The organism is Streptomyces sp. NPDC005898, from assembly GCF_040629635.1.
Classification (GTDB): Bacteria; Actinomycetota; Actinomycetes; order Streptomycetales; family Streptomycetaceae; genus Streptomyces.
In genome coordinates, this window is sequence record NZ_JBEXWC010000024.1 from 97,729 (window position 1) to 119,422 (window position 21,694).

Genomic DNA, 21,694 nt, shown 5'->3' on the forward strand with positions numbered 1-21,694 from the left:
GCGCGCCCCAGTGGCGTCCAACCGGCCTGCCCCCCAAGCCGTGTACATACCGAACGACGACGATTTCGGTGGGTACGACCAGGAGACCTGGGAGGAATGGAACCCCACCGAGGAGTCCGTCCGTCCCGTCCGCGGCAGGCACCGTGTGCACAAGAAGGGCGGCGGCGGGCTCGCCCGCAGCTCCACCGTGCTGGGCGTCGGCGTCATCGCCGCCGTCGGGGCGGGAGGCATCGCCACCGCGCAGGACGGCAAGCCGCCGGTCACCATCTCGATGCCCGACCTGGGCACCGTCGCGGACTCGCTGCCCAAGGCCGAGTCGCTGCCCGGCATCGGCTCCCTGCTGGCCGACGACGCGTCCGCCGCCGCGGGCTCCGACGCCGTCCCGGCCGCCACGCCGCTCACCACCGCCGGTGCCGGCACCGCCGGCATCCGGCAGGGCGGCGCCGACGCGGGCGAGGCGTTGCGCGCCCGCATCATGCGGCAGGCGGAGAGCCAGCAGGCCCAGGCGGACGACGCCGTGCGCACGGCGGCCGAGGAGAGCGCCGCCGAGAAGGCCGCCGCCGAGGCCGCCGCCCAGCAGCGGGAGGCCGAGCGCGAGGCCGACGCGAAGGCCGCCGCCCAGAAGAAGAAGGAGCGGGAGGCCCGGGAGGCCAAGGCCCTGGCCGAGCGCCGGGCCAAGCTCGCCAAAAGCTATGCGCTGCCCACCTCCTCGTACACCCTGACCTCGCACTTCGGTGACGCCGGCGCCATGTGGTCCTCCGGGCACCACACCGGTCTGGACTTCGCCGCGCCGACGGGTACCCCCCTCAAGGCCGTGCACACCGGCACCGTCAAGGAGGCCGGCTGGGCGGGTGCGTACGGCTACCGCACGGTCCTGGAGCTGCCCGACGGCACCGAGGTCTGGTACTGCCACCAGTCCTCGCTCAACGTCAGCGTCGGCCAGAAGGTCGCCACCGGCGATGTCATCGGGCGGGTCGGCGCGACCGGCAACGTCACCGGGCCGCACCTGCACATGGAGGTCCACACCGCCGGCGGGGCCAACATCGACCCGCTGTCCTGGCTGCAGGGCAAGGGCCTCAACCCCTGAGCAGGCCCTGAGCAACCCCTGAGTCCGGGCTTAGGAGCGGTAGGGGTTGTGCGGCGGACAGCCGTACGCCGGGTAGCCGTACGCCGGGTAGCCGTACGGGGGGCCGCCCGGCGCGGGGCCGCCGTATGCGGGGCCGTAGGCAGGACCGCCGTAGGGCGGCGGGTGGCCGTATCCGGCGTAGGGCATCCCCACGGCCAGGGGCATCGGCATGGGGTACAGGACCGGCGCCGTCGCGCGGGCCGCGTAGGCCAGGGCGGGGCGGGCCGGCCCGCGGCGCTCCCACAGCTCTTCGAGCAGCTCCCGCTCGCGTACGACGAAGTCGGCGCCGGCCCTGCCGCGGCGCCCCCGGTGGCGCAGGAACGCCAGTGACGTCGCGTACGTCTCGTACTCGGCGACCGTGCGGGCCGCCGCCTTCCCCCAGGTGTACGCGGCGTAGTCGCGGGCCAGCGCGCGGGCGCGCATCGAGCCGAGCGCGTACGGCTCGGGCGGGGTGAGCCAGCCCGCCGCCGCGTAGGCGGGCAGCTCGGCGCGGATCAGGCGCAGTTCGCGCTGCCGGGTCCAGATGGCCAGCCAGGTCACCAGGCCGAAAGAGGGCAGCATGAACAGCGCGTACACGGTGAAGAAGCCGTACTGCCCGAAGACCGCGGAGCCGTTCCACAGCGCGTGCACGCCCATCGCGAGCAGCAGCCCGGTGAGCGGGAGCAGCACGCGGCGCACGTGCTGGCGCTCGGCGAAGAACGCGGCGAGGCCGAAGCCGATGCCGGTGAGGACCGTGAAGAGCGGGTGCGCGAACGGCGACATCACCACGCGCACGAAGAACGTCGCGGCGGTCACGGAGGCCAGGCCGCTGTCGCGGCTGAGCTGATCGGTGACGAAGGCGTTGCCCAGGTAGAGGATGTTCTCGGTGAACGCGAAGCCGGTCGCGGTCACCCCGGCGATCACCACGCCGTCGACGACGCCGGTGAAGTCGCGTCTGCGGAACAGGAAGACGAGCAGGACGGCGGCCGCCTTGGCCGACTCCTCCACGATCGGGGCGATGACCGTGGCGCCGAGGGTGTCGGCGCTGTGCGGGTCCGCGGTGGCGGTGGCTATCCAGCGGATCGCGAAACTGTTCGCGACGATCGCGATGAGCGCGGCCGCGCAGGCCCCCCACGCGAAGGCGAACAGGAGATTGCGCCAGGGACCCGGCGCCACCCGGTCCAGCCAGCGGAACGCGGCGACGAGCAGCGGCACCGGCACCGTCGCGAGGCCGAGGCCGACGAGGAAGCCCTCGGTGCCGGTCTGCTCCCTGACCAGGGAGAGGATCACCAGGCCCGACAGGGCGAGCAGCGTGACGAGCCCGGCCGCCCGTATCGCGCGCCGCTGCCACCAGTGGGCGCGGCGGACCTCTCCCGGGGCGGGGACCTCGGGGGGTATCGGATACGGAGAAGTGGTGGCCACGTCGTTGACCCTAACGAGGGATACGGGTGGCCGCGACGGGGCCTTACCGACCGGCGCCGGTCCCGAGCCGCGCGGTGCGGCGGAACAGCAGGTCGCGGACGACGTGTCCCTTGTTCAGGCCCTGGCCCTCGAAGCGGGTCAGGGGGCGGAACTCCGGGCGCGGGGCGAAGCCGCCCTCCGGCCGCGTGTTCTCGAAGTCGGGGTGCGCGGTGAGCACCTCCAGCATCTGCTCGGCGTACGGCTCCCAGTCCGTCGCGCAGTGCAGGAGCGCCCCGGGCTTGAGGGAGGGCGCGGCCAGCGTCAGGAACTCCGGCTGGATCAGGCGGCGCTTGTGGTGGCGGGCCTTGGGCCAGGGGTCGGGGAAGTAGACGCGCAGGCCGTCGAGGGACTCGGGCGGGAGCATCTCGCGGAGCAGGATGATCGCGTCGCCGTTGGCCACGCGTACGTTCGTCAGTCCCGCCCGTTCGGCGAGGCCGAGCAGATTGCCCTGGCCGGGGGTGTGGACGTCGACGGCGAGGATGCCGGTGTCCGGGTCGGCGGCGGCCATCTTCGCGGTGGCCTCTCCCATGCCGAAGCCGATCTCCAGGACGACGGGGAGGTCGGGGCGGGGCCCCTTGTCGTCCGCGAACAGCTCGCCGAGGTCCAGGGTGCGCAGCCCGTCGATGTCCAGGCCCCACGTGGGCCACAGCCGCCGCAGGGCGTCGCCCTGGCTGGTGGTCACCCGGCTGCGGCGCGGCTGGAAACTGCGGATCCGCCGCTCGTGGTGCGACCCGGCGGGATCGGGCGAGGGCCCCCCGGGAAACCGGGGAGCGGCCGGCGCGCGCCGCCCGCCCCGCCCCTCCGCGGTCGACGACACCCCCTCGGGAGCTTCGGGGCCGTCGGGGACTTCGGGGACTTCGGGGATACGGGGAGACTCAGACACAGTGCGCCCGATTTTACGGGTTGCCCGGGCTTCCCCCGTACGGCGACCGACGCCCTTCCCCGCTAAGGGCGCCCCGCCACGCCCCCCAGAGAGGCCAGCGCCCGCCGCGCGACCTCCCGGCCGATCGGCAGCGAGGCGGTCGCCGCGGGCGAGGGCGCATTCAGCACATGGACGGTCCGCGCCCCCTCCCGTATGAGGAAGTCGTCGACCAGCGTGCCGTCCCGCAGCACGGCCTGCGCCCGGACCCCCGCCGGCGCGGGGACCAGGTCGTCCGGCCCGACCGCGGGCAGCAACCTGCGCACGGCGTCGGTGAACGCCGACTTGGAGGCCGAGCGGCGCAGCTCGCCCGCCCCGTAGCGCCAGTGGCGCCGGGCTATGTGCCAGGAGCCCGGCCACCCCAGCGTGCCGGCCAGCTCGCGGGGGCGGACCACCGACCAGTCGTACCCCTCGCGGGCGAGGGCCGGGACCGCGTTCGGCCCGACGTGGACGCCGCCGTCGATGCCGCGGGTGAGGTGGACGCCGAGGAAGGGGAAGGCGGGGTCGGGCACGGGATAGACGAGGCCGCGGACCAGCTCGGGCCGTGCCAGCTCGAAGTACTCCCCGCGGAACGGCACGATCCGCATGCCCGGGTCGTCCCCGGTGAGCCGCGCGATCGCGTCGCAGTGCAGTCCGGCGCAGTTCACCAGGACCCGGCCGCGCACGATGGCGCCGTCGGCGGTGCGGACGGCGACGCCGCGCTCGGGCCGGCGGTCCACCCGCAGGACGTGGCCGCCCGCGCCGTAGCGGATCTCGGCGCCCGAGGCGGCCGCCAGGTGCCGGGCCACCGCGCCGTAGTCGCAGATGCCGGTCGTCCCGACGTGGATGGCGGCGAGCCCGCGGACCTCCGGTTCGTACGCGGTGATCTGGGCGGGGCCCAGCTCGCGCACCGGAATGCCGTTCTCCCTGCCGCGCTGGACCAGGGCGTGCAGCCGGGGCAGCTCCGCGCGCTCCGTGGCGACGATCAGCTTGCCGGTGACCTCGTGCGGAAGGCCGTACTCCGCGCAGAACTTGATCATTTCGGCGGCGCCGCCGACCGCGTATCTGGCCTTCAGCGAGCCCGGGCGGTAGTAGATCCCGCTGTGGATCACGCCGCTGTTGCGGCCCGTCTGGTGCCGGGCGGGGCCGGGCTCCTTCTCCAGCACGGTGACGCGGGTGCCGGGGGCGGTGCGGGTGAGGGCGTACACCGTCGCGAGACCGACGATGCCGCCGCCGATCACCAGGACATCGCAGTCGTACGGACCGCCGCCGTCGTACGCGACCTTCTTCACCGCGCCTCACCTCCCACCACAGATACTGCCCTGCGCCACTGACAACGCCTTCAAACTCGGGGTGGGTGTGTGATTGAGCGCTACGCGGGAGCCATCAGCAGCGGCCGCGCGCGTTCCCGCAGCTCCACCACCCGGGGCTCGTCCCCGTACGGCTCCAGTCGGTGCAGGAGGTCCTTCACGTATTCGGTGGTCCGCGCGGAGGAGATGCGCCCGGCGACCTCCAGGGCCCGGGTGCCCTGCTCGCACGCCGCGTCGAGGTTGCCGGACTCCAGTTCGGCGACCGCCGAGACGACCAGGCGCAGGCCGTGCGAGCGCACGAACTCCTCCGTGGGCCGCGACAGGGCCTGCTCCGTGAAGCGGCGGACCTGCCGGGGCGCCTTCAGGTCGCGGTAGCACTCGGCGGCGTCCGCGGCGAAGCGGTCGTAGCCGTAGAAGCCGAGCCACGTGGGGTCGTTGTCGCCGTCGCGGGCCCGCTCCAGCCAGCCCTCGGCGGCCCGCAGCGCCGTCCCCGCGGCCTGCGCGTCATGGGCACGCGCGTGTGCCCGCGCCTCGACGAGGCGGAAGAAGCTCATGGTGCGGGCCGTCGCGAGCCCGCGGTTGCGCTCCAGGGCGGCCTGCGCGAGGTCGACGCCCTCGTCGCCGAAGCCGCGGTAGGTGGCCTGGAGGGACATGGAGGCGAGGACGTACCCCCCCAAGGGCACGTCGGCGGCGGCGCGGGCCAGGCGCAGCGCCTGGATGTAGTAGCGCTGGGCGGCTTCCTGCTGGCCGGTGTCGAAGGCCATCCACCCGGCCAGGCGCGTCAGCTCGGCGGAGGCTCCGAAGAGGGCCCGTCCGACCTCGTCGGAGTAGGAGCCGAGCAGCAGCGGCGCCGCCTCGACGCGCAGGCACTCGGGGACCATCGAGGAGCGCCAGTCGCCGCCCCCGTACTTGGAGTCCCAGCGCCGGGCGTCCTCCGCGGCCTCGCGCAGCTTCAGCACGTCGCTGTAGCCGACCTTCATGGGCGCGCCGCCGTCGTCGGCCTGCGCCACGTCGCGCGGCACGTCGTGGGAGGCGTCACGCGCCACGGAGCTGTCGGCCGGGGTTATCAGCCAGCGCGAGGCGGGCGTGGCGTAGGCGCTCACCGCGAAGGAGCCGGCGAGGGACTGCCAGATCCCGCCGCCCGCGCGCCGGCCCGCCAGGTCGAGGCGGTACAGCTCGGTGGCCGACTTCACGGCGGCCCCCACGTCACGGGGGAAGGCGAGGCCCACCTCGGGCGCCGGGTCGGCGTCCGCGAGGCCGATCTCGTGCAGCGGCACCGGGCGGCCGAGCTTCTGGCCGATGGCCGCCGCGATCAGGTGGGGCGCGGCGCCCTGGGGCACCATGCCCTTGGACACCCACCGGGCCACCGATGTCTTGTCGTATCGAAGCGTCAACCCGCGCTGTGCGCCGAGGTCGTTGACCCGGCGGGCGAGTCCCGCGTTGCTGATTCCCGCGAGGGCGAGAACGGTGCCGAGTTTCTCGTTCGGCCCGCGTTGCTCCCTGGACATGCGCCACCCCTCGGACACAGACGGCTGCCGGGCGATGGCTGGACCGCACGGCATTCGTGCTGCGTTCCCCCGGGGGCAGGGGTACCCGCGCCCATCCGTGCCGTGGCGTGGGCCCCGGACACGGTGGCCGGACTCGCGGCCGCAAGAGCGTTTGGCCGATCCTCCAGGTATATGCCTCCGCGAAAACATCAGCACACACAGGGTAGTTCGCCGCATCCCAAGCGTTAAGGGGCGTAGTTCCGTATGGCGAGATTGTTGTCCGTACGGAAGTGCGGCGGGGGTGTGCCGTGCTCCCGGTGTGTGGCCGTGCGCCCGGGTGTGCGCTCTTCTGCGGCCATGGCGGGAGCGCTTCCATGGACGACGCGTGGGTCGGCCCGCTGCGCTGGAGTCAGTGGGCTGGGGGATGCCGTCGCCTCCATCCCCGCGGGCGGCGGACCGGTCCGGGAGGCGAACACCGCCTCCCGGGCTGTGCGTTGTCCTCGAACGGTTCCGTGCTGGGCTCATCCCAGGCCGATTTGGCCGAAAATCACTCACGGGAGAGAACGGGGCGAGCGGCCCGACGCCCCTGTAGAGGGGCCTCACACCTTCTTCAAGAACCGCCCAACAACCGCCCACACGAAGCGGATTCGACGCCCACCCCGAGCGGGCCGACCGCTCGCCCACGGTGGTCGCACCACCGGTACGCGGTGGTCGCACCACCTGTACGCGGTGGATTCACCGCCGCGCAAGCGGCCACGCGGCCCCTCCCGTGCGCCTCCTTCGTGGCAGCATGGGACCCCAGTTCTTCGGTGCACTGGTCGGCCGGGCCTCTCGGCGCCCCGCCGACGGCCCGTCCACAGCCTGTGGAGGCAGCGATGCGGTGGTTGGTGGGGTGGAGCAGTACCGCCGCGAGGCCCTCGGCGGCCGGCTCCGCCGGGGCCACCGGCGACGACGGCGAGTCGGTGCACCCCGTGGGCTCCCAACTCCTGTGGGGCGACCCGGATCCGCTCTGGGCGGTCGGTGACTGGCGCGCCGACGAGGTGCGCGTGGTGAAGGTCGACGAACAGACCCGCATCGCGGTGCTCGGCACCTGCGGCGCCTCCGAAGAGCAGCTGCGGGTGGGCCTCTTCGCCGCCCGCGGCGGCGCCCTGCGCCACCTCACCGCCTGGTCCGGCAGCTACACGGCGGTCGTCCAGGTCGGCCGCCGCGTCATGGTGGCCGGGGACCTCGCGGGCGCGCGGCCCGTCTTCCACACCCCGTGGGCGGGCGGCACGGCCTACGCCACCGCCGCACTGCCCCTGGCCGACCTCGTCGAGGCCCACCTGGACATCGGCCACCTCGCGGCGCTGCTCGCCGCCCCCGACGTCCCCGAGGCGCTGCACGACTCGACGCCCTACCAGGGCGTGCGGCGCGTACCGCCGGGGCACGCGCTGATCCTGCGCGCGGGCGCACGGGAGGTCGCCGGGTACGAGCCGGTGGCGTCGCTGGCCGTCGCGGCGCCCGCCGCGGACGCCGCCAGCGCGGTCGACGGCGTCCGGGACGCCCTCGTCGAGGCGGTACGCACCCGCCTGACCGCCCCGCGCCACGTCCCCGGCGCGGGGGTCGACCCCGGCCCGGTGCCCGGCATGGGGCCCGCCGAGCGGCGGGCGGCGCGCGGCATGCCGGTGCCCGGCATCGGAGCGGACCTCTCCGGAGGACCCGCCTCGGCGACCCTCGCCCTCCTGGCGGCCGGTCTGCCCGGCATGCCCGGCACGGTCCTCGGGCACGGCACGGGCGCCGGGGAGCGGCTCCTGGCCGTCACCTTCAACGACCTCGCCGTCGACGGCAGGGAGGCGGAGCTGGAGCGGGCCGGCGCCATCGCCGCCAACCCGCGCCTGCACCACGTGGTCGTCGCCGCGGGCGAGGACACCCTGCCCTACGCCGACCTGGACGGCCCCCTGACGGACGAGCCGAGCAGCACCCTGGTGATGGCCCAGCGCCACCGCGCGCGGCTCTCCTCGGGCAGCGCGGACCACTTCACGGGCCATGGCGCGCGGCAGGTCCTGGACGCCCATCCCGCCCGCCTCGCCGACCTCCTGATGGACCGCAGGCGGCGGCACCTGGTGCGGCCGGTGGCCGCGCTGGCGAAGGCCGACGGGTCGGTGCTGGTCCCCGCGCGCGTGTACGGCGCGGCGCGCAAGCTGGCCCGCACACCCCACCGCGCGGGCGTCGCCTCGCTCGCCGACCGGCTGCTGCGGCGCCGCTTCGACGAACCGGAGGGGGCCGTGGGGGCCTCGCTCGCCGGTCTCACGTGGGCGAGACCGGGACCCGCCGCCCGCTGGCTGACGGGGGAGGCCCTGGCCGAAGTATCGGTTCGCCTGAACGACACGACGATGCGGCCCGGCGGCCCCGGCCAGCGCCCGGGGGACTTCCGCGCGCGGGCGGCCCTCGCCCGGCACGCCGCCGACCTGCGCATCCTCGAACAGGCCGCCGAGGTCCGCTTCCAGCGGCTGCACGCGCCCTTCCTGGACAACCAGGTCGTACGCGCGTGCCGGGCGCTCCCCGAGGCCCTGCGCGTGCGGCCGGGGGCGCGGGCCGCGATCCTGCGCACGGTCCTGGAGGGCGCCGGGGTCACCGATCTGCCGGCCGGCTGGGGCACCCCGTCGCCCGCCTCCAGCACGGCGGCGGCCCGTACCGGCCTGCGGGTTGCGGCCGACCGTCTGATCGCCCTCTTCGACACCCCGCTCCTCGCCCAGGCGGGCCTGGTGGAGGCCCGCGTCGTCCGCAAGGCGCTGCGCGAGGCCGCCGAGGGAGCGCCCCTCCCGCTGGACGGCCTGGCCGAGCTGGTCGCCACGGAACTGTGGCTGCGCCGGCTCCTGGCCCGCAGGGGAACGTGCTGGACGGGCACCCCGGCGCGCCAACGCGCCGTCCCCACCGGGAGCGTGGTCCCCCAGCGGGGCGCCCTGGGAGCGGGCCGCTGACCCCCGCGAAACCCGCCGCCTGCTAAACCCCGCGCCTTACCTCGCCCCGACAGGGAGAATGACCCGGTGCGGTACGGAATCCTGGGCGCCACCGAGGCGTACGACGACCAAGGCGCCCTCCTGCCCGTGGGAGGGCGGCGGCTGCGTGCCCTGCTCGCCGCGCTGGCGCTCCACGCGGGCCGTACGGTCACCGTCGGCGCCCTCATCGACGAGATCTGGGCCGACACCCCGCCTGCCGACGCCCCCGCCGCCCTCCAGGCCCTGGTCGGCCGGCTGCGCCGCGTGCTCGGCAAGGACGCCGTCGCCTCCGTCCCCGGCGGCTACCGCCTCGCCGCCGCCCCCGAGGACGTCGACCTGCACCGCTTCGAGCGCCTCGTACGCGAGGGCCGGGCGGCCCTGGACCGCGACGACCCGGCGCCGGCCGCCCGCATCCTGCGGGACGCGCTCGCCCTGTGGCGCGGCCCCGCCCTCGCCGACCTGCCCGACCGCACCGCGGCGGCGCGCCCCGAGGCCCGGCGCGCCGAGGCGCTCCGCGCGCGCATAGCGGCGGACCTGCTGCTGGGCCGCGCCGGCGACGTCGTACCCGAGCTGCGGGAACTGACCGCCGCGCGGCCCTACGACGAGCAGCTGCGCGCGCTCCTGATCCGCGCCCTGCGCGCTGCCGGACGCGGCGCCGACGCGCTCGACGCCTACGAGGACGCGCGCCGCGCCCTCGCCGACGGGCTCGGCACCGATCCCGGGCCGGAGCTGCGAGCACTGCACGCGGAACTGCTCGGTCCGGCCGGCCCGACCTCGGCGCCCGCCGCCGCCCTACCGGAGGTCGAGCGGTCCGAGCGGGCGGAACGGCCCGAGCATCCCGGGCAGCCGCACCGGCCCGAGCATCCCGGGCAGCCGCACCGGCCCGAGCGGCATGAGTGGCCCGAGCGGCATGAGCGGCCCGAGCGGAAGGGGAACATCCGCAACCGTCTGACGTCATTCGTCGGGCGGGAACCCGAACTCACCGCCATCCGTTCGGATCTGCGCAGGGCCCGCCTCGTCACCCTCACCGGACCGGGCGGCTCCGGAAAGACCCGCCTCGCCGAGGAAGCCGCCGCCGGGCATCCGCAGGCATGGCTGGCCGAGCTGGCCCCGCTCGACCACCCCGAGGCGGTGCCGGGCGCCGTCGTCAGCGCGCTCGGGCTGCGCGAGACCGTGCTGATGACCAGCGAGCTGACCGCCCCGCAGGACGATCCGGTCACGCTGCTCGTCGAGTACTGCGCCCCGCGCGGCCTGCTCCTGATCCTTGACAACTGCGAACATGTGATCGACGCGGCCGCCGGGCTGGCCGAGACGCTCCTCACCCACTGCCCCGACCTCACCATCCTCGCCACCAGCCGCGAACCCCTGGGCGTGCCGGGCGAGTCGGTGCGCCCCGTGGAGCCCCTCCCGCCCGACCCGGCGCACCGCCTGTTCGCCGAGCGGGCCACGGCGGTGCGGCCCGGCTTCGCCCCGGACGAGGACGCCGGGGCCGTCGCCGAGATCTGCCGCCGCCTGGACGGCCTGCCGCTCGCGATCGAACTGGCCGCGGCCCGCCTCCGGCTGCTCACCCCCCGCCAGATCGCCGACCGCCTCGACGACCGCTTCCGCCTGCTGACCAGCGGCAGCCGCACGGTCCTGCCCCGCCAGCAGACGCTGCGCGCCGTCGTCGACTGGTCCTGGGACCTGCTCGGTGAGGCCGAGCGGACCGTGCTGCGCGAGGTCTCCGTCTTCGCCGGCAGCTGGGACCTGCCCGCCGCCGAGGCGATCTGCACCGGGCCCGCCACGGAGCTGATCGGCGCCCTGGTCGACAAGTCCCTGATCGTGGCGGTCCCGTACACCGGCCCCGAGGACGCGGGCATGCGCTACCGCCTCCTGGAGACCATCCACGAGTACGCCGCCGAGCGCGCCGCCGAGACCCCGGAACTGCTCGCGGCCGCCGCCCGGCGCCACAGCGCGTACTTCCGCGCGATGGTCGAGCGGGCCGAGCCTTTGCTGCGCAGCTCGGAACAACTGCCGTGGTTCGGCCGCCTGGAGACGGAGCTGGACAACATCCGCGCGGCCCTCCAGCACGCCATCGAGACCCGCGACACGCGGACGGCGATCGCGCTGGCCGTCGACACCGGCTGGTTCTGGTGGCTGCGCAACTTCCGGCGCGAGGGATGCGACTGGATGGGCCGCATCCTGGAGCTGGCCCCGGGCCCCGCCTCGCCCGACGGCATCCCGGCCCTGCCCGACGCGGACGACCCGCTCTACTGGCCGTGGATGAAGCTGCGGCTGCTGCACCTCTTCCTGCTGACGGAGTCCCGCCCCGCGGACGCGCCGGCGGACCAGGAGGGCTGGACCAGGGGCGAGTACGTCGAGCGGGTCCGCGCCGTCTTCGCCCGGCCCGTCCCGCAGTCCGCCAAGTTCCCGGGCCTGATCTGGCCGTTCACCATCTTCTTCACCGGCGGCACGATGGAGGACGCCCGCCCCGCCCTGGACGCCACGGTCGACAACTGCCGCCGCCACGGCGGGGAGTGGGAGCTGTGCGTCATCCTGATGTTCCGCGCCCACATGGCCATCGACACCAACGGCAACCTCTCGGGCGTCGACGAGGACCTCGCCGAACTGCGCACGCTCAGCGGACGGGTGGGCGACCGGTGGATGAGCGCCCAGGTGCACAGCGCCTCGGGCGAGGCCGCGATGGCCCGCAGCCGCCACGACGAGGCCCGCGCCGCCTACGAGGAAGCGCTCCGCCTCGCCTACGAAGTGGGCGCGTACGCGGAGACGCCGTTCCTGATGGCCAGGCTCGCCGAGATCTCCTACCGGGAGGGCGACCGGGCCACCGCGGTGAAGGCCCTCGACGAGGCGAGCGACGAGGCGGACCGGCACGGCGTGACCGACTCACGCGCGTACGTACGGCTGCTGCGCGCCCTGATGGCCCTTGACGACGGCGAGCCGGCCACGGCCCGCGAGCTGTGCGCGGCCGCCCGCGACGAGACGGTGTACGGGACACCGCCGCCGCAGTTCACCGTGGCCCTGCGGAGCGTGGAGGCCCGCGTCATCGCCGCCGAGTCCGGCCCGGAGGCGGGGGTGCCCGAACTGGCCGAGGCGCTGCGGGAGGCGTTGGCCGCCCGGTGCTCCGAGGTCGTCGTCGCCTCGCTCGTGGATCACGGCGCCGCGCTCGTGAGCGAACTGGGCGACCACGCGCGGGCGGCCCGGCTGCTCGCGGTCGGCACCCGCCTGCGGGGCGGCAGCCCGCGGCCGCGCCCCGAGTCGACCGCCGCCGAGCGCGTCGCAGCCGCCGCGACGGCCGCGCTCGGCGCCCGGCGCCACGAGGCGGCGCGCGCAGCGGGCAGCACCCTGACGACCGAGGAGGCGCTCACGGAACTGTCCGGGGCGGTGCCGTGCGGCGGGCCCCGGACCGGGTCAGGCGCAGCGCATCCGTGACTGCGCCCAGTCGGCGAGGGTCACCGCGTGGAAGGGCGAGTGAGGTTCGACGACCAGCCGGACGGTCTTGCGGCCGGCGAGGCTCACGCTGACCGGCACCGCCGGGTCACCGCCCTCGACCAGCGGCGAGCGCCACAGCCGCGCCCCGTCCGCGTACACGGAGAAGCGCACCTTGCCGAGCCCCATCGTCATGTCGTCGATGCCGACGAGGGCGTCGTACGTCGAGCAGCGGCGGTTCAGGTCGATCGTCACGGAGGACTCGCCGTGCACGGTCACGCCGTGGGAGTACTGCCTGCCGGCGATCCTCAGGCCCTTGCGCTGCCATACCCAGCTGCTCTCGGCCAGCCGCATCTCGGGCTTGGTGCCGTCACCGACCAGGCCGTAGCGCAGCTCGCTCCACTGGTAGACCGCCGGGGCGGGCGGCGGTGGCGGCGGTGGTTTCGGCGTCGGTCTGGGTCTGGGCCCGGGCGGGGCGGGTGCTGGTTCCGGGGGCGGCGGTGGCGGCTTCGGCCGGGGCTCGGGTCTGTCCTTGGCGGGGGGCTTCGGAGCGGGCGGGGGCGGCGACGGCGGCTCGGGGGTGGGCTTCGGCGCGGGCGCCGGCGGTGTCGGCCCGGATGCGGGGGGCGTCGGCTCGTGCGGCGCGGCCGACTCGGACACCGCGGGTGCCTCGGCCTTCGGCGGCGCGTCGGCCTCGGGCTTGGCGTCGCCGCCGGTGAGGGCGAGCGCGGCGGCGACCCCGGCGGCCACGACGACACCCGCCGCGATCCCCGCCTTGGCGGGCGCGCCGAGCCCCTCGGCGGCGGCACCGCCCGCCGCGGACCCTCCGGAGGACCCGCTCACGGCGGCCGCGCCCGCGGCTCCCGCGGCGCCCGCGCCGGCCGTGCCGCCCCCGACGAGCGCGGCCACCTTCGCGTACCCGGCGGCCCCGAACCAGCCGATGACGGCGATCGGCACGACCGCGGGGATGCCGCTGGCGACCTCCTCGATCTGCCCGGCCGCCAGGCGGCACTTGGCGCACTCCGCCAGGTGCTTGCGCAGGCCTCGCTCGGCGCGGGAGCGCAGGCCGCCGCGGGCGTAGGCGCCGAGGCGGTCGGCGTAGCGCGCGCACTCCTCGCTCTCGGTGAGCGTGGCGCTGACGTGCGCCTGGAGGTAGGCCTGCTTGAGGCCCTCGCGGGCGCGGCTGGCGAGCACGCGCGTGCCGTTCGCATCCAGGCCGAAGAGGGTGGCGACCTCGCTCGGGGACTCCTCCTCGATCTCCGTGTGCCAGAGCACGGCCTGCCAGCGCTCGGGCAGGCTCCTGAAGGCCTGCATGGCCATCGACTGCTCGGCCTCGTGCATCGCGCGGACGTCCGCGCCCAGCTCCAGGCCCGCTCCGAAGGACGCCATGGACGCCATGGACACGGTCTCGTCCGAGGCGTCGGTGCCGCGCGCGGCCTGCGCGGCGAACACCGCGAAGTCCTCGACCAGCTGCTCCCGCTTCGCCGACTTCGTCCAACCCGCGGCGACGCGCCTGACCGTGGTCAGCAGATAGGCGCGCACCGCGTGCTCGGGCCCGCTGCCGCCGCGCACGGCCTGGAGCATGCGGGCGAAGACCTCGGCGGTGAGGTCGTCGGCGGTGTGGGCGTCACGGCAGCAGGTGCGGGCATAGCGGCGGACCGCCTCGGCGTGCCTGCGGTACAGCTCCTCGTACGCGAAGTCGTCGCCCGCCCGCATCCGGGTGATCAGATCGGCGTCGGAGTGCGCCCCTGCCCCGTCGGCGGCCGCGGTGCCCGTGCCGCCTTCGCGCTGCGGCGGCACGCTGGGCCCCGGTCCGCCCTGGGGCGGCACCTGGCGGGTGGGCGGCCCCTCGGTCTCCGTGCCGCCCGCCGCGGACGCCTCCTCGCCGAAGCCTGTGGACGGCTCGTCCCGACCGTCACCACTCATCGCGGAACGCCCCCGGTTGCACACTCGGACCAGAACACCGGCACAGAGTGACACACAGCCGTGCTCAGGCCGTGGGTGATGACGGGCAACCACTCGTCCGGGGTGATTCCCCGGAATGGAGCACTATTGTTCACCCATTCGGGGAAGGCTCAACGCCCTGCACGTACCGGAGTTGAGCCTTCCGCCGTGGGCCCTAGGACGGACGCGACCGCAGTCCCTCGAGCAGGATGTCGAGCAGCCGCGACGACGCCGCGGCCTGCTGCGCCGCGTCCGGCAGCGACGGCGCCGCCGTCGCTATCACCAGCAGGACGTCGGAGACGGTCACGTCCGGCCGCAGCTCGCCCGCCGCGCGGGCCCGCTCCACGAGGCGCCCGACGACATCGAGGAGCGTCGCCGCCCCCGCGTCGTCGCTCACCGCGGCGGAAGCGGACTCCTCGGCGGGCGCCTGACGCTGCTCGACCAGACGCAGCTCGGGGGCCCCGGAGACCGACTGCCGCTGCTGCGGCACCCGCGCCCCGTCCTCCTGGACACCGTCCTCGACGCCCACCCGCAGCACCTGCGGCGGCAGCAGCCGCCCCGCGCCCGACGCCACGGACGTCCGCAGGAAGCGCGAGAGCGCCGACCACGGCTCGTCCTCCTGCCCGAGCGCGGTACGCGCCTGGTCGGTCAGCCGGGACGTCTCCTCCTCGGCTATCCGCCGGACCAGCACGTCCTTGCTCGGGAAGCGGCGGTAGACGGTGCCCACGCCGACCCGGGCGCGCCGCGCGACGTCCTCCATGGGCGCGCCGTACCCCAGCTCGCCGAAGACCTCGCGGGCCGCGCGAAGTACATGCTCCAGATTGCGCTGTGCGTCGACCCGCAGTGGCGTCGTACGCGCTCCTTCCCCCATGTCACGTCCGTTCCCGCTGGTGCCGACGGCTGACGCCGACACGGACGCGGAAGTCCAGTGAGTCTCCTGAATGTGCATGCGTTCCCCCGGTAATGACGTCTCCCCCCGGAGACACTCCCCGCCATTGGCAACCGGCGTGTGCGGAGCGAGCGCTTCCGCGAGCCCGGAAATCCCGGCTCGACGAGCGCGTCCCCCGACACCCCGACGTCCCACGAACATAGTTGAGCCTGAGTCAATTCAGAAGGGGTGGGTTCCGCACGGAGCGCCCCCCGATCGGAGTACGCACCGTTTCAGGCCTTATTGCACCCCCCGCGCATACCCCCCTGACACCCGCTGACCTGCGCACCTTTCCTACGCCGCCGCGAGCCGCCGAGCGCGCCCGCCGCACCCTTCCCGGTCACACAAATTGCCGGGCCTGTGGACAAACTCCGGAGCCGGGTGCGTCATGGGATGGTGACGGAACCTGTGCGCATTCTCGTCGTCGGCGGTGGCTACGTCGGCATGTACACCGCACTGCGACTCCAGCGGAAGCTGAAGCCGGAGCTCAAGCGGGGTGAGGCCGAGATCGTGGTCATCACGCCCGAGCCGTACATGACGTATCAGCCGTTCCTGCCCGAAGCGGCGGCCGGCAACATCTCGCCGCGCCATGTCGTGGTGCCGCTGCGCCGCGTCCTCGACCAGTGCCGGGTCATCATCGGCGAGGTCGAGTCGGTCGACCACGCCAAGCGCACCGCGACGTTCACCACGCTCGCCACCGAGGAGGAGGGCACCGGCGCCGTCGACCTCACGTACGACGAACTGGTCCTCGCCCCCGGCTCCATCTCGCGCACCCTGCCCATCCCGGGCCTCGCCGAGTACGCCATCGGCTTCAAGACCGTCGAAGAGGCCATCGGGCTGCGCAACCACGTCATCGAACAGATGGACATCGCCTCCTCCACCCGGGACCCCGCGATCCGCGACGCGGCTCTGACCTTCGTCTTCGTGGGCGGCGGCTACGCGGGCGTGGAGGCGCTCGGCGAACTGGAGGACATGGCGCGTTACGCCGCCCGCTACTACCACAACATCAAGGCCGAGGACATGAAGTGGATCCTCGTCGAGGCCTCCGGGCGGATCCTGCCCGAGGTCGGCGAGGAGATGGGCCGGTACACGGTGCGCGAGCTGCGACGGCGCAATATCGACGTACGCATGGAGACCCGCCTTGACTCCTGCGAGGACCGCGTGGCCGTCCTGAGCGACGGCGCCCGCTTCCCCACCCGCACCGTCGTGTGGACGGCGGGCGTCAAACCGCACCCCCTGCTCGCCGCCTGCGACCTCCCGCTGAACGAACGCGGCCGCCTCAAGTGCACCGCACAGCTGTCCGTGGAGGGCGCCACGCACGCGTGGGCCGCCGGAGACGCCGCCGCCGTCCCCGACGTGAGCGCCGACGAACCCGGCAAGGAGTGCGCGCCCAACGCCCAGCACGCCGTGCGCCAGGCCAAGGTGCTGGGCGACAACATCGTGGCGACCCTGCGCGAGCGGCCGCTCCAGGAGTACCGGCACAAGTACGTGGGCTCCGTCGCCTCCCTGGGCCTGCACAAAGGCGTCGCCCACGTATACGGACGCAAGTTGAAGGGCTACCCCGCCTGGTTCATGCACCGCGTCTACCACTTGAGCAGAGTGCCGACCGTCAACCGCAAGTCCCGGGTGCTCGCCGAATGGACCCTCGCCGGCCTGTTCAAACGCGAGATCGTCTCCCTGGGCTCGCTGGAGCACCCCCGTGCGGAGTTCGAACTGGCGGCCGGTGGAGGGCGCCCGAAGGAGTCCTCCTGACCGGAGGCAGGAACTCCCCGCGCGGGCCCCACGTCTGATGGATGTCCGTCCGCACCCACGGATGTCAGTCCGGTCGGCAAGACTGTCCGTGTGACCATGGTCCGGCCGCAAGGCCGCCCCACGGGACCGTCCGCCCTCGACAAGCTGTGTTCCCGATCCAGAAGCGACACCACGAGGCCTACCGCAGTGAACTTCACGCGCTGGAGCGCCCGGCTCCCCGGAACGCAGCGCCGCGCGGCGGCGCGGACCGACCAGACGATCTCCCCGTCCCCGCGCGGCGACGGCTCCGTCCCCGCCGCCCGCGCCGAGCGGCTCTCCGCCGGAGCACGGCCCACGCCCGCCGACGGCATCGACGAACTGCCGGTCCGCGAGGTGCTCGACCGCGTCCCCGCCCTCGTCGCCCTCGTGCACGGCGCCGACCACCGCATCGCCTACGTCAACGATGCCTACGCCGCCGCCTTCGGCCCCCGCCCCCTCGGCGAACCCGCGCGCGTGGCACTGCCCGAACTGGCCGAGCTCGGCCTGCTGCCCCTCCTGGACCAGGTCCTGCGCAGCGCGAAGCCGCGCACCGTCAAGTCCCGCCGAACGTCCGGCGGCCGCTCGTACACCTTCACCTGCACCCCCGTGAACCTCCCGGTGACCACCGGCGCGGCCGGCGCCGGGCAGAGCGGCGGCGTCCTGGTCTTCGCCGCCGACGTCACCGACCACGCCGAGGCCGCCGAGCGCCTGCGCGCCAGCGAGCGCGCCCAGCGCGAGACGGCCGTCACCCTCCAGAAGTCACTCCTGCCCCAGGAACTCGAACAGCCCGACGACCTGCGCATCGCCGCCACCTACCAGCCCGGCGGCACCGAGGCCGCGGTCGGCGGCGACTGGTACGACGTGATCACCCTCGGCGGCGGCCGCACCGCCCTCGTCATCGGCGACGTGATGGGCAGGGGCGTGCGCGCGGCGGCCGTCATGGGCCAGCTCCGCACCGCCGTGCGCGCCTACGCCCGCCTGGACCTGCCGCCGCACGAGGTCCTCCAGCTCCTGGACGGCCTCGCCGCCGAGATCGACGCCAGCCAGATCGCCACCTGCGTCTACGCCATCCACGACCCGAACGAGGGCAGCCTCCTCTACGCCTCCGCGGGGCACCTGCCCATCCTCGTACGCGACGAGAACGGCATCATCCACCGCGCCGAGGAACCCACCGGCCCCCCGCTCGGCACGGGAGGCTGGCTGCACACCTCCGGCTCCCTGCCGCTCGGCCCCGGCTCGACCGCCGTCCTCTATACGGACGGTCTCGTCGAGCGGCGCAGCGAGGACATCGACGAAGGCGTCGCCTCCCTGGAGCGCGCCCTGGCCGGCGCCACCGGCACCCCGCAGGTGGTGTGCGACCGCCTGATCCGCGCCCTCGGGGTGACCGCCGACCACGACGACGACGTGGCCGTCCTGGTCCTCCAGCACCCGGCCCGCACCGGCCCGGACGCGGAGCTGTTCCGCAACGCCGCCCTGGAGCTGCTCGGCGGCGTGGAGGCCGCCCCACGCGCGCGTGCCTTCGCCACCGGCGTCCTCGCCAGCTGGCGCTTCTCCCCGGAACTGCACGACCTCGGCGTCCTGGCCGCCAGCGAACTGGTCGCCAACTCCCTCCAGCACGGCACCCCGCCGATGCGGCTGCGTCTGCGCCGCACCGACCGTCGCCTGATCATCGAGGTCACCGACGGCGACGACCACCTGCCGCGCCGCCGCCGCGCCGAGCCGGCCGACGAGGCGGGACGCGGCATCGCCATCGTCGCCACGATCGCGTCGAACTGGGGCTCGCGTCGCACACCGGGAGGAGGCAAGGCCGTCTGGTGCGAGTTCGCGCTCCCCCAGTAGCGCGGGCCACGCGGTGGCGGACGGTTACGCGTCCGCCGTGGCGGGCGCGGCCGCGGTAGGGCCGCCCTGCGCCACCACCGGGCTCTTGGCCAGCGAGGGCTGGTTCTGCACGGGGGTGAGCCCACGCCCCATCCGCACCGCGAGCACCGTGATGCCCAGCGAGAAGAGCACGAACGTCACGATGTACGGGAGGTGCAGCGCGGCGCCCATCGGCCCGCCGACGGCCGGACCGACCGCGAGGGCGAGCTGCTTCACCAGGGCGAAGGCCGAGTTGTACTGCCCGACCATGCCGCCCGGCGCCAGATCCGCGACCAGCGGCGCGACGGTCGGCGACAGCATCGCCTCACCGAGCCCGAACAGGGCGTACGTCGAGACGAACGCGGCGGTGGCCATCTCCTGGCTGCCGTGCCCGAGCCCCGCGTACCCCGCGAGGACCCACGCGAAGGCCCAGATCAGACCCACGGCCGCGATGACACGGGACCGCTTGCGGCGCTCCACGAACTTCAGGACGGCGAACTGGGCGAGGACGATCACCGCCGTGTTGGCGGCGAGCGCGATGCCGAGCGTGGAGGGCGTGATCCCCGCGGCCTCCACGCCGTACGCGGAGAGACCCGACTCGAACTGCCCGTAGCAGGCGAAGAAGATCACGAAGCCGAGCACGCACAGCTGCACCATGGCCTTGTGCTCAAGGAGCGCCCGCATCCCGCCGCGCGGCGCCGAGGCGTCCTTGGGCATCGCGTCCTGGATGGCCGGCGCGTGCGGCAGCCGCACGGTCAGCGCGATCGCCGCGAGCACCAGGAACATCACGGACTCGATGGAGAACAGCAGCGTGAAGCTGCTCGCCCGGTCCTCGTCGACGATCTGGCCGCCGAGGAGGCCACCGATGCCGAGGCCCAGGTTCTGCAGGAAGAACTGCATCGCGAAGGAGCGCGTGCGGGTGCTGGGCGTGGAGGACCAGACGATCATCGTCGCCAGCGCCGGCTGCATGACCGCGGTGCCCGCGCCGAGCAGGGCCGCGGAGAGGATCGCGGTCGTCTCGCTCCCGGCGACACCGAGCGCGAGCGCGCCCACGGAGGCGACGCCCGCCGCGCCCACGAGTACGGGGAGCGGACCGCGCCGGTCGATGGCGCGACCGGTGATGGGCAGGACGACCAGCGCGGCCATGGCGAAGGCGGCGAGCACGATGCCCGCCGTACTGGCCCCGAGATCTCGCACCTGCGCCACGTAGACGTAGAGGAACGGGACCGTGAAACCGATGCCGAACGCGCTCAGCGCGCTGCCTGCCTGGATACGACGCATCGCTGCGCCCATCGCCCTGGTCACTTTCACCTGCCTTAGGAGTTAGAAGTGAAGACTTCGAAGCTAAAGTTAGGGTCTAAACAGTACACACCGAAGGACTTCAATGACAACTGGGGGCGTGCCATACTGCGGCCATGGGTGACACCCCCGGCCCGAGCGAGCCGACACTTGAAGAACAGATCGCCGCGTACCAGCGGGAGTTCCAGGACCTCGACCCCCAGGTCGAGAAGATCGTCTCGGCCCTCGGCCGTCTGAACCGCCGTATGAACGTCGCCTACGGCCGGCAGACCGCGACCCTCGACATCAGCAACGCCGAGTGGGAGGTCCTGAAGGCCCTCGTCCTGTCCGGCGCCCCGTACCAGATGGGCCCCGGCGACCTGGCCAAGCGCCTGGGCCTCACGCCCGCCGCCATGACCCACCGCATCGACCGCATGGTGGGGGAGGGCCTGGTCACCCGCGACCGCGACGAGACGAACCGCGTCCGCGTCATCGTGGAGCTGACGGCGGAGGGCCGCGAGAAGTGGCTGGAGGCGATGCGCCTGGCCACCGTCTTCGAGGAGGACCTCCTCCAGGATCTCTCCGCCGACGAGCGCGGAGTCCTGGACGAGCTGCTGACCCGCCTCCTGCGCCGGGTGGAGCACGCCCAGCCGGACGCCGGCGGCCGCCTCAACGACCTGGACTGACCCCCGTTTGGCGCGCTGACCTGCGGGCACAGTGGGGGGTTGACAGTCATCCGCAGGACCCGTATGGTTCTTCGGGTTGCCACGGGGCCGTAACGGTTCTGCGGTAGCACCTTCCGCCGCTGGTAAGCGGCAAAACAAACTCAGCACGACCTCCCAACGGAACGCATTCGGCATGCCCGAATTCAATCCGGGACCCGATTATGAGTCGCCGGGAAAACCCGCTAGAGTTTGAGACGTCGGAACGGCCCAACAGCCGCGAAGACGACCCGCTCTGACCGGGAATCAGGCCCGAAAGGATCTGATAGAGTCGGAACCGCCGGAAAGGGAAACGCGAAAGCCGAAAGGCCGGAGCGGGAACCGGAAAGGCACCGAGGAAATCGGACACGAAAGAGTCTGATAGAGTCGGAAACGCAAGAACAAAAGAAATACCGAAGGGAAGCGCCCGGAGGAAAGCCCCAGAAAATGTTCTGCGGGTGAGTACAAAGGAAGCGTCCGTTCCTTGAGAACTCAACAGCGTGCCAAAAGTCAACGCCAGATATGTTGATACCCCGGCTCACTTCGGTGAG

At 73.9% G+C, this 21,694-nt stretch carries 13 protein-coding genes; 6 read left to right on the forward strand and 7 right to left on the reverse strand.

Annotated elements, in window-relative coordinates:
* The first annotated feature begins 10 nt into the window (after positions 1–10).
* Positions 11–1,087: a M23 family metallopeptidase gene (locus ABZ385_RS26910; protein ID WP_358589066.1), complete on the forward strand. Its 1,077-nt coding sequence runs from the start codon at positions 11–13 to the stop codon at positions 1,085–1,087.
* Between the two features lie 30 nt (positions 1,088–1,117).
* Here ABZ385_RS26910 and ABZ385_RS26915 read toward each other — a convergent pair whose 3' ends face one another.
* The 4 genes from ABZ385_RS26915 to ABZ385_RS26930 all read right to left on the reverse strand — a co-directional run bounded on the left by ABZ385_RS26915 (position 1,118) and on the right by ABZ385_RS26930 (position 6,282).
* The gene (locus ABZ385_RS26915; RefSeq protein ID WP_358913579.1) at positions 1,118–2,527 is read right to left on the reverse strand and encodes a PrsW family intramembrane metalloprotease; all 1,410 of its coding nucleotides are present in this window, start codon (positions 2,525–2,527) and stop codon (positions 1,118–1,120) included.
* A gap of 43 nt (positions 2,528–2,570) precedes the next feature.
* Positions 2,571–3,383, reverse strand: coding sequence for a tRNA (guanosine(46)-N7)-methyltransferase TrmB (gene trmB, locus ABZ385_RS26920; protein WP_358913587.1), 813 nt, complete (start codon positions 3,381–3,383; stop codon positions 2,571–2,573).
* Positions 3,384–3,511: 128 nt separating this feature from the next.
* Positions 3,512–4,756, reverse strand: coding sequence for an L-2-hydroxyglutarate oxidase (lhgO, locus tag ABZ385_RS26925; protein WP_358913580.1), 1,245 nt, complete (start codon positions 4,754–4,756; stop codon positions 3,512–3,514).
* A gap of 80 nt (positions 4,757–4,836) precedes the next feature.
* A complete protein-coding gene (locus ABZ385_RS26930) occupies positions 4,837–6,282 on the reverse strand; it encodes an MFS transporter (RefSeq protein ID WP_358913581.1) in 1,446 nt (481 codons plus the stop codon).
* Between the two features lie 854 nt (positions 6,283–7,136).
* Between ABZ385_RS26930 and ABZ385_RS26935 the strand changes: the two genes are divergently transcribed.
* Entirely contained in the window at positions 7,137–9,221 is a 2,085-nt protein-coding gene (locus tag ABZ385_RS26935; RefSeq protein ID WP_358913582.1) for an asparagine synthase-related protein, read from the forward strand.
* A 66-nt stretch (positions 9,222–9,287) separates the two neighbouring features.
* The gene (locus tag ABZ385_RS26940) at positions 9,288–12,668 is read left to right on the forward strand and encodes a BTAD domain-containing putative transcriptional regulator (protein ID WP_358913583.1); all 3,381 of its coding nucleotides are present in this window, start codon (positions 9,288–9,290) and stop codon (positions 12,666–12,668) included.
* Here the strand turns inward: ABZ385_RS26940 and ABZ385_RS26945 are convergent.
* Positions 12,648–14,591, reverse strand: a complete 1,944-nt coding sequence (locus tag ABZ385_RS26945; RefSeq protein WP_358913584.1) for a sigma-70 family RNA polymerase sigma factor — start codon at positions 14,589–14,591, stop codon at positions 12,648–12,650. The genes ABZ385_RS26940 and ABZ385_RS26945 overlap by 21 nt on opposite strands.
* 193 nt (positions 14,592–14,784) lie before the next feature.
* A complete protein-coding gene (locus ABZ385_RS26950) occupies positions 14,785–15,558 on the reverse strand; it encodes a helix-turn-helix domain-containing protein (RefSeq protein WP_358589832.1) in 774 nt (257 codons plus the stop codon).
* Positions 15,559–15,930: 372 nt separating this feature from the next.
* On the opposite strand from ABZ385_RS26950, the gene ABZ385_RS26955 reads away from it, so the two are divergent.
* Positions 15,931–17,289: an NAD(P)/FAD-dependent oxidoreductase gene (locus ABZ385_RS26955; protein ID WP_358589834.1), complete on the forward strand. Its 1,359-nt coding sequence runs from the start codon at positions 15,931–15,933 to the stop codon at positions 17,287–17,289.
* Between the two features lie 186 nt (positions 17,290–17,475).
* Positions 17,476–19,146: a SpoIIE family protein phosphatase gene (locus tag ABZ385_RS26960; protein WP_358589837.1), complete on the forward strand. Its 1,671-nt coding sequence runs from the start codon at positions 17,476–17,478 to the stop codon at positions 19,144–19,146.
* A gap of 24 nt (positions 19,147–19,170) precedes the next feature.
* Here ABZ385_RS26960 and ABZ385_RS26965 read toward each other — a convergent pair whose 3' ends face one another.
* Entirely contained in the window at positions 19,171–20,457 is a 1,287-nt protein-coding gene (locus ABZ385_RS26965) for an MFS transporter (protein WP_358589839.1), read from the reverse strand.
* Between the two features lie 122 nt (positions 20,458–20,579).
* Between ABZ385_RS26965 and ABZ385_RS26970 the strand changes: the two genes are divergently transcribed.
* A complete protein-coding gene (locus ABZ385_RS26970; protein WP_358589841.1) occupies positions 20,580–21,128 on the forward strand; it encodes a MarR family transcriptional regulator in 549 nt (182 codons plus the stop codon).
* Positions 21,129–21,694: the final 566 nt, after the last annotated feature.